We start from the raw sequence: 7,567 nt of genomic DNA on the forward strand, positions 1-7,567 counted from the left end.
GACTTGCATGTGTTAAGCACGCCGCCAGCGTTCGTCCTGAGCCAGGATCAAACTCTCAATTTAAAAAGTTTAATCTGTTTACTCATTTACTTAAATTATTGACTGGCATTTTACATAGAATCCATTTCTGGAATCTATTCTATCATTCTCTGTTTAATTTTCAAAGATCAAATTAAATCTTTTCGCTATCTTGCGACAGCTATATTAGTTTAACACTTTTTTTCTTTGTTGTCAAGAGTTTTCTTATTTGTTTTTTCAACCACTTTCGCGATTTCTCTTGGCGACAAGGAATATCTTATCAAAATAATATGAACTATGTTATTAAAATAATCTTATTAAAACTATTTATGTCAATAATAATAGCTTTTTCTCGTATTTTCTTGAGTTTTCATATGCTGATACACTAGGAACTGTTTGCATTCATTCGTTTGTAATTTGGTGAATCAACCTCCATTAATTCTTCTTCATAATCTTTATATTCCCTTCATTATTATTTATAATAACACTACTACTATCATCAAAAACTACTCCTTTTAAACCTTCATTGCTTGATATTTCATTTATAGGTATTGGAAATTCGCATTTAACATATCCATTCTTTGTTCTTGCATCTAATTTAAATGTAGCTTCTTTTGGTAAATATAAATCTATTTCCCCTTTTTCATTCCAAATTTCTATATCATCATTACTTTCACCTAACTGAATATCTATTTCCGCTTCTCTTGAATAAATTTCTAAATTACCATTAAAGTCTTTTAAGCTAATATTCCCCTTTGTCATTTCCATGTAAGATTTGCTAGTAATCACTTTATCTGATATAAAATCCACTCTATCTAATATTGCTACTAAATTATTGCTTGTACTATTTTCTATATACATTGATCCTTCATTACTATCTATTACTAATTCATTTACCGTTATTCCCATAACCCTAATATTAGAATAAGACGTACTTATTGATAAATTTTTATAATATGCTTTTGGAATTTCGATATCTAAACTTAAACTGTTTGTACTATTGTATTCTTTTAAATCACTATCTTTATTTAAAGTAATCATCAAATCATTTTCTTTTACATAACTAATAATATTAATCTTATCCTCTATATTATTAGTTAGATTCAAATTTACGTCGCCGCTTAATTTATAACTTAGTGTATCTTTATCTGATACAAAAATATTTATGTTTAAGTAGTATCCTTCTATTATTATATTTTCTATATTATTTAATGATTGTTCTCCTGATTTATCGATAGTATACTTTTCTACCTTAGAATTTAAACTATTGCACCCAACTAGATTAATAACCATTAACACCACAAAGACTAAAATAAATTTCTTAATTTTTTTCACTTTATCACATACCTTCTACTTATTATTATATATTTTTAATAAAAAAAACAAAGAATTAATTAATTCATTGCCTCTTTTGTTTCAATATATTTTTCCTATCATTTATATAATATATTATCATGCCAAGTATTCCCCCGCACGTATCTATTAAAACATCTTTAACTGACGGCCCTCTATTTTCAACGAATATTTGATGTATCTCATCAGATGATGCATATAAAAAAACATAAACTAATGCTTTTATATATTGTCCTTTATCATTATTAGATATTTTTAAAACTCTAATAATTAAAATATATAATATTAAATATTCTGTTATGTGGGCAGTTTTGCGAATTATAAAATTAGTTATATCTCCAAATATACTATTTAAATCTATGCCCATATAATTAAAAATATATATGACCAATTTATTGTTTTCACTAGAAACTGATGCTGGCTGGTGTGAAAATATAAATATTACACTCATCCACACTAAGAGACTAGTTATTTTGATTGTTTGCTTTGTTTTTGTTTTCATATTCTTTTCCTTCTTACAAGTATTATATAGCTTTTTTTATTTTACCGTAACTCTATTCATAATGAATTTAATTTATAATTCAACTCTTTTTCTTTACTAATAAATTAATAATAGATATCCCTATTGATAAACCAATTAGAATTACTACAAATATATTATATAAGCTTGCTCCTAATTTTCCATTAAAATAACCTATAGCTGCACTTGTTAATGAAAATATGCTAAATAAAATTGTTACTAAACCTAATGTTCTATTAACTCCATTCCCTTTGTGCTTTTTCATGAAAACTCCAAATATAAAAAGATATATTGCACTAAATAACATAAAATAAATTTTGTATTGTTCCATATTTTCTTCTCCTAATTTCTTTTATTATTATAATTATTACTTGTTTATGCTTCAGATGTTTTATAAAAAACTACATGATCTCTCCATTTTCCATTAATATGTAGATATTTTTCACTTATTCCTATTTTTTTAAATCCATTTGCCAATAAAACATTTTGTGATTTAATATTATCAACTAATGTTGATGCTTCAATCCTATGTAGCCCTAAATCTTCAAATGCAAATTCCATTGCAACTTGTACAGCTTCTTTCATAAATCCTTTTCCTTGATACTCCTCATCTATAGAATATCCTATAAATGCATTTTTAAAAACACCTAGCACTATATTTGATATTCTTATTCTTCCTATAAGTTTTTTACTTAAGTAAATTCCAAATTGTACACTTTCATTATTTAAAAATTGTCTATATCCTTCTACTAAATACCTATTCTGTGCTTCCATTGTATAGTAATCATCCTCTCTTTCTGGTTCATATGGTTCCAAGTAATCTTTATTTCTTAAATAATATTGAAGAACTTCTTCAGTATCTTCTGGTGTTAATACTTTTAACTCGATTCTTTTTCCACTAAGTCTAAATACATTGATACACTCAATTTTTTTATATTCTTCATAATCTAATCCAAAAATTATTTCACTTTTCTGTTCCTTTTTATTATTAATAGAATTATATAATATTCCCTCTAATTTAAAACCAAGTTGGCTAAAAATATTTATATTGATATCATCCTTTGCTATAACACTCATTTTTGATATACCTTTGTTTTTGTATAAAGACTCTATGACTATTTCTAAAGCTTTTGTATACTCTGCCTCTAATGCCTTATCATCTTTATAGAAGTTAACTCTTAATAAAGCAAATTTATTTTTTTCTTCAATTTCCATAAAATTAAATCTACCAATAGAAATTCCATTAGTATCTTTTATAATAAAATCTAATCCATTTACATTTTCTATTTTTATTTGTGCCTTTGAACGATTATTCATTTATTTCTCCTCATAATCTCTTTTATTTGAACAATATATTTTTAAACCTAGATATCCTTTATTACTTCCCCTGCAATTATTAATCCTGCCACTGATGGTATAAATGACACACTAGCTGGAGTCGCCTTTTTTCTTTTTGAATAATCTTCAATATCACCTTTTTTCCAATTAGGGGTAAGTGGTAATTCATCAGAATATACAACTTTTAAACTTTTTATATTTCTTTTTTTCAATTCTTTTCTCATAACTTTAGCTAAAGGACAAACACTTGTTTTGTATATATCAGCCACTTTAAACTTTGTAGGGTCTAACTTATTACCTGCTCCCATGCAACTAATTAATTTCACATTATTATTATAACACCATACTGCTAAATCAATTTTTGATGTTATTGTGTCTATTGCATCAATTACATAATCCACATTTTTATCAATTACTTCATCAAAGTTATCCACATTAACAAAAGTTTTAAACATATTCACCTTACAAGAAGGATTAATCTCTAAAATTCTTTCTTTTATAACTTCAACTTTGTCTAGCCCTATTGTTTTAGTTGTGGCTATTAATTGCCTGTTTATATTTGTTATATCAACAACATCTTTATCAACCACCGTTATCTCTCCAATGCCACTCCTTGCTATAGCTTCACATGTAAAACTACCTACTCCCCCTACGCCTAAAATTACTACTTTGGAATTTCTTAACTTTTCAACTTTTTCTTCACCCAAAAGAGCTTCTGTTCTTTGTAACCAAGATGTCATTATATTTCTCCTTTATTAATATATTGGTTATTACCTCTAATATATTATACCAACAAACTACTAATATTAAAATTATTACATTTATTATTTTCAAAATAAAAAAAACTGCCATAGCAGTTTTTTTAACAACTCAAACTTATAGAAACATTAAGTGAATACCATTTTTTAAAAATTCTCTATTGACTCAAAATATCTATTTTTCATCTAGATTAGCAACAACACTATCATATAAATTTATATCACATTTTTCATTCACAAGATGTTTGCAATTAGTACAACTTTTTGCTACTGCATCTCCACTTTTTGATAAAAACCCTTGCTGTTCTGTTTCATATCCATAACAATTTCTACCTACTGTGCTTAATTCTTCTCTGCTAGCCGATTTACCCATAAAATTACCTCCTATTATGAATTAATTCATAGTTATTCTGTTTTTTATCTCGTGAAACAATTGTTTTGTGCATTGTGAATCGACGAAATTCTTACAGTTTTCACAACTAGGAGATAAATCTGCCATACTGTATAAATTTAAAATTGAGTATGGTTCATAACTAAAACAACTTTCTGCAATAATTTTTCTTATTCTATCTTTATATGAGTACATAAATTTACCTCCGTAAACATTGTTTACATATATATTACCCAATACTAATAAAATAATTCACATTTTTAATATTCTTCTTCATATAATACAGATTCAGTTTCTCGACAATATCTAGTAATTAAGCATTGTCCCAAATTTCTAGGACAATTCTTACACATACAATCAATTACATTCCCATCACATTCATTATTTTTATATAAAGTACATCTAGTGCAATTTTCCTGAACTATTTTCATTTTACTACCCCCATTTTCTATCCCAGAAAACATTATTTGTTTTTAGCATTTGCATACCTTATTCATCTATTGTAAATTCTGCTCCATAAGCAACTTTAGAAAATTCTTTCTCAATTTCTACAAGTTTAATTCCTTTTAAGTCTATGTTATCTATCGTTCCTTGTCCTATTCCCTCTTTTATACACCTGAATAAATAATTTACAGCTTGGGGTCTAAAACCTAGTAATCGTGCCCCAATTGTATCTATTGCTACAGGATCTAAACTCGCTAATACCATATTCGTATTCTTAGCAATTCCCTTAGATGGACCTGTTCCTATCATAGCTGGACTTAAACTTAATATAGATAAATCAATAGGAATATTTTTAGCCATAGCTACTATAAAATCATGTAAATCTTCATGAATGCCTAAATTTTTTTTAGGGTACCCATGTATTTCTGCTGGTGGCCAAGATAATGCTATATTCTTTATGCAAGCCGAAATTGTCGCTTCTTCATGGGCTTTTAATTGTGTAAAAGATACTATGATTGTTGCATCTTGTATAATTGAATTTATTTTTGTGCTTTTAATTATGTTACTATTTATCTCTAATTCAATGAATGGACCAAAATTTAAATCTAAAAATTCAATATTTTCTTCTTCTACAATTTTGTCAAACCCAATATTATGTAATACATTTTTTGTATTGGTTCCACCTGATCCGCCTGCTACAATAATTTTCTTAGGATTCATTTCTTTAAAAAATTTTATAACTTCTCTTAATGATTCTTGACCAACAACCACACCTTTTTCTGGTGGGTTCTCATTAACCATATTTGCCGTAATTACAACAACATCCTCTTTTGAAACAAACTTTTCTAAAGGCAAGTAACTTAATGCTTCTCTTAAAGATATTTTTTCATCACTATTTCTTCCATAACCAACAATTGGACTTTCTAATTTTCTATTTTTTCTCATAATATCACCTCATTTATATTATTACCCATAAGCATGGTGACATTCATTTTATCTTATATCAATTCTAAAAATTTAAAATTTTTAACACCTGATTAACAACTTGTTTCCCAATTGTATCATCTTTCATTTCTTCAATTGCATTTTTTATATTAATCCATTCAGCATTTTCAACTTCTTCAGACTTTACTATATCTCCCTGAATATAATCTCCTACAAATCCTACAAAAAGAAAATCTTTTTCACTAAGTGGATAACTGCCTAAATATCTTACGTTACTTATTTCTATTCCTGTTTCTTCAAAAACTTCTCTAATGGCTGTTTCTTCTAATGACTCTCCATTAGTTACATATCCAGATATAAGAACTCTACAAGTCTCATATATATAGCTTTGTTTTAATAACAAAATTTTATCTTCTTTTAAAACAGCTATCAATACTACAGTTTTAGGAATGTCAAAAAATAAAATATTATCCTCACAGCAATAAGGAACCATTCCTTCATCCCAGCTACTCTTTATTCCTAGTTCATTTCCGCAAATAGGACAGTACTTATAAATCATATCATTATCTCCTAATTTTTAAAGTATTATTTCTATTTCCTTATATAATTCAATGGAATCTTCTTTTACTATACAGCTATATGCAAATAAATCTACTCCTTTATTTTTAGCTAGCTTAACAGCTTCTGCAAATTTAGTGTCCATCTCTCCATTAGTAGAAAAACATTTAACATCTTCAATTTGTATAAGAAATAAAATTCCTGCATTCATACCGTTATTAATAACATCTATTAGCTCTAACACATGCTTGGTTCCTCGTTCTGTAGGAGCATCTGGAAATAAACAATATCCATCTTCCTCTAAAGTTACTCCTTTTACCTCTAAATAATATATTTCTTTATTTTCATTAGATAACTTAAAGTCAAATCTACTTTTACCAAAAGTTTTTTCTTTTTCTATTATATTATATTTAATTAATTTATCTATTTTTTTATTGCTCAAAGCTTCTAGAACTACTTTATTAGGTACTTGAGAATCTATATTTATTAATTTTCCATCCTTATACCCTGCAATTAAATCATATGCTGTTTTTCTAGTTGGATTATCTTCTTTTCTTAAGATAATATCAGTATTAGGTTTTAATATTTCTCTACACCTTCCGGTATTAGGAACATGTACCATTATTTCTTTTCCATGTAAAATTACATATGCTTGAAATCTATTAGGCCTTCGTAAAAACGTAGTTTTTATAATTTTATTGTTAAATTTCATCTGCTCCCTCAATTTCTTTAGTTATTATTTATAAAATATACTTCTATTGTATCTTAATACTATTAGTTTGTTAATGGAATTATTTATATTTTTCTATACAATAAAAAAAGAGTTCAAAGTGAACTCTTTTTAGTATGGTGACTCCTAGGGGAATCGAACCCCTGTTACCGCCGTGAAAGGGCGATGTCTTGACCGCTTGACCAAGGAGCCTTATGACCTGGCAACGACTTACTCTCCCACACAGTCACCCATGCAGTACCATCAGCGTGTTGAAGCTTAACCATCGTGTTCGGAATGGGAACGGGTGTTGCCTTCAAGCTATAATCACCAGATTATTTAGTTGTTTTTTGAATTATTCATTCAAAATTGCATAGTGAATTAATTAAATTGATCAAGCCCTCGACCTATTAGTATCAGTCAGCTTAATACATTACTGTACTTACACCTCTGACCTATCAACCTGGTAGTCTTCCAGGGGTCTTACTAACTTAACGTTATGGGAAATCTAATCTTGAGGTGGGCTTCACGCT

The 7,567-nt window shown here is 27.5% G+C and carries 11 protein-coding genes, 1 tRNA gene and 3 rRNA genes; all 15 read right to left on the minus strand.

Annotation, left to right across the window (positions count from 1 at the left end):
- Positions 1-63: ribosomal RNA gene (locus BUB83_RS20520) — 16S ribosomal RNA — on the minus strand; the annotation flags it as partial.
- 390 nt (positions 64-453) lie between these two features.
- Positions 454-1,353 (minus strand): DUF4097 family beta strand repeat-containing protein, encoded by a 900-nt coding sequence (locus tag BUB83_RS20525; protein WP_073340959.1) that lies wholly within the window; start codon positions 1,351-1,353, stop codon positions 454-456.
- A gap of 64 nt (positions 1,354-1,417) precedes the next feature.
- Positions 1,418-1,873 (minus strand): VanZ family protein, encoded by a 456-nt coding sequence (locus BUB83_RS20530; RefSeq protein WP_073340960.1) that lies wholly within the window; start codon positions 1,871-1,873, stop codon positions 1,418-1,420.
- A 79-nt stretch (positions 1,874-1,952) separates the two neighbouring features.
- Entirely contained in the window at positions 1,953-2,222 is a 270-nt protein-coding gene (locus BUB83_RS20535) for a hypothetical protein (RefSeq protein ID WP_073340961.1), read from the minus strand.
- A gap of 44 nt (positions 2,223-2,266) precedes the next feature.
- Positions 2,267-3,208, minus strand: coding sequence for a GNAT family N-acetyltransferase (locus tag BUB83_RS20540; protein WP_073340962.1), 942 nt, complete (start codon positions 3,206-3,208; stop codon positions 2,267-2,269).
- 47 nt (positions 3,209-3,255) lie between these two features.
- Complete coding sequence (locus BUB83_RS20545) at positions 3,256-3,969, minus strand: tRNA threonylcarbamoyladenosine dehydratase (protein ID WP_073340963.1); 714 nt, start codon at positions 3,967-3,969, stop codon at positions 3,256-3,258.
- A gap of 193 nt (positions 3,970-4,162) precedes the next feature.
- On the minus strand, positions 4,163-4,360 hold the full coding sequence (locus BUB83_RS20550) for a hypothetical protein (RefSeq protein ID WP_073340964.1): 198 nt from the start codon (positions 4,358-4,360) through the stop codon (positions 4,163-4,165).
- A 21-nt stretch (positions 4,361-4,381) separates the two neighbouring features.
- Positions 4,382-4,573, minus strand: a complete 192-nt coding sequence (locus BUB83_RS20555) for a hypothetical protein (protein WP_073340965.1) — start codon at positions 4,571-4,573, stop codon at positions 4,382-4,384.
- A gap of 65 nt (positions 4,574-4,638) precedes the next feature.
- Positions 4,639-4,809, minus strand: a complete 171-nt coding sequence (locus tag BUB83_RS22280) for a hypothetical protein (RefSeq protein ID WP_200801512.1) — start codon at positions 4,807-4,809, stop codon at positions 4,639-4,641.
- A 58-nt stretch (positions 4,810-4,867) separates the two neighbouring features.
- Positions 4,868-5,767 carry a DUF362 domain-containing protein gene (locus tag BUB83_RS20560; RefSeq protein ID WP_073340966.1) on the minus strand — a complete coding sequence of 300 codons (900 nt, stop codon included), beginning with the start codon at positions 5,765-5,767 and terminating at the stop codon, positions 4,868-4,870.
- Between the two features lie 64 nt (positions 5,768-5,831).
- Positions 5,832-6,326, minus strand: coding sequence for an NAD(+) diphosphatase (locus BUB83_RS20565; protein WP_073340967.1), 495 nt, complete (start codon positions 6,324-6,326; stop codon positions 5,832-5,834).
- A gap of 18 nt (positions 6,327-6,344) precedes the next feature.
- The gene (sfsA, locus tag BUB83_RS20570) at positions 6,345-7,037 is read right to left on the minus strand and encodes a DNA/RNA nuclease SfsA (RefSeq protein ID WP_073340968.1); all 693 of its coding nucleotides are present in this window, start codon (positions 7,035-7,037) and stop codon (positions 6,345-6,347) included.
- 135 nt (positions 7,038-7,172) lie between these two features.
- Positions 7,173-7,247 (minus strand) — tRNA-Glu (locus BUB83_RS20575).
- Positions 7,248-7,252: 5 nt separating this feature from the next.
- Positions 7,253-7,369 (minus strand): 5S ribosomal RNA (gene rrf, locus BUB83_RS20580).
- 55 nt (positions 7,370-7,424) lie between these two features.
- A 23S ribosomal RNA gene (locus tag BUB83_RS20585) occupies positions 7,425-7,567 on the minus strand; the annotation flags it as partial.

Origin of the sequence: Clostridium grantii DSM 8605, assembly GCF_900129965.1 — a bacterium.
In the GTDB taxonomy this organism is placed as follows: Bacteria; Bacillota; Clostridia; order Clostridiales; family Clostridiaceae; genus Clostridium_AF; species Clostridium_AF grantii.

Coding starts and splice junctions, on each gene's coding strand:
- BUB83_RS20530 (WP_073340960.1), bottom strand. CDS start 1,873: ATGAAAACAAAAACAAAGCAAACAATCAAAATAACTAGTCTCTTAGTG.
- BUB83_RS20535 (WP_073340961.1), bottom strand. CDS start 2,222: ATGGAACAATACAAAATTTATTTTATGTTATTTAGTGCAATATATCTT.
- BUB83_RS20540 (WP_073340962.1), bottom strand. CDS start 3,208: ATGAATAATCGTTCAAAGGCACAAATAAAAATAGAAAATGTAAATGGA.
- BUB83_RS20545 (WP_073340963.1), bottom strand. CDS start 3,969: ATGACATCTTGGTTACAAAGAACAGAAGCTCTTTTGGGTGAAGAAAAA.
- BUB83_RS20550 (WP_073340964.1), bottom strand. CDS start 4,360: ATGGGTAAATCGGCTAGCAGAGAAGAATTAAGCACAGTAGGTAGAAAT.
- BUB83_RS20555 (WP_073340965.1), bottom strand. CDS start 4,573: ATGTACTCATATAAAGATAGAATAAGAAAAATTATTGCAGAAAGTTGT.
- BUB83_RS22280 (WP_200801512.1), bottom strand. CDS start 4,809: ATGAAAATAGTTCAGGAAAATTGCACTAGATGTACTTTATATAAAAAT.
- BUB83_RS20560 (WP_073340966.1), bottom strand. CDS start 5,767: ATGAGAAAAAATAGAAAATTAGAAAGTCCAATTGTTGGTTATGGAAGA.
- BUB83_RS20565 (WP_073340967.1), bottom strand. CDS start 6,326: ATGATTTATAAGTACTGTCCTATTTGCGGAAATGAACTAGGAATAAAG.
- sfsA (WP_073340968.1), bottom strand. CDS start 7,037: ATGAAATTTAACAATAAAATTATAAAAACTACGTTTTTACGAAGGCCT.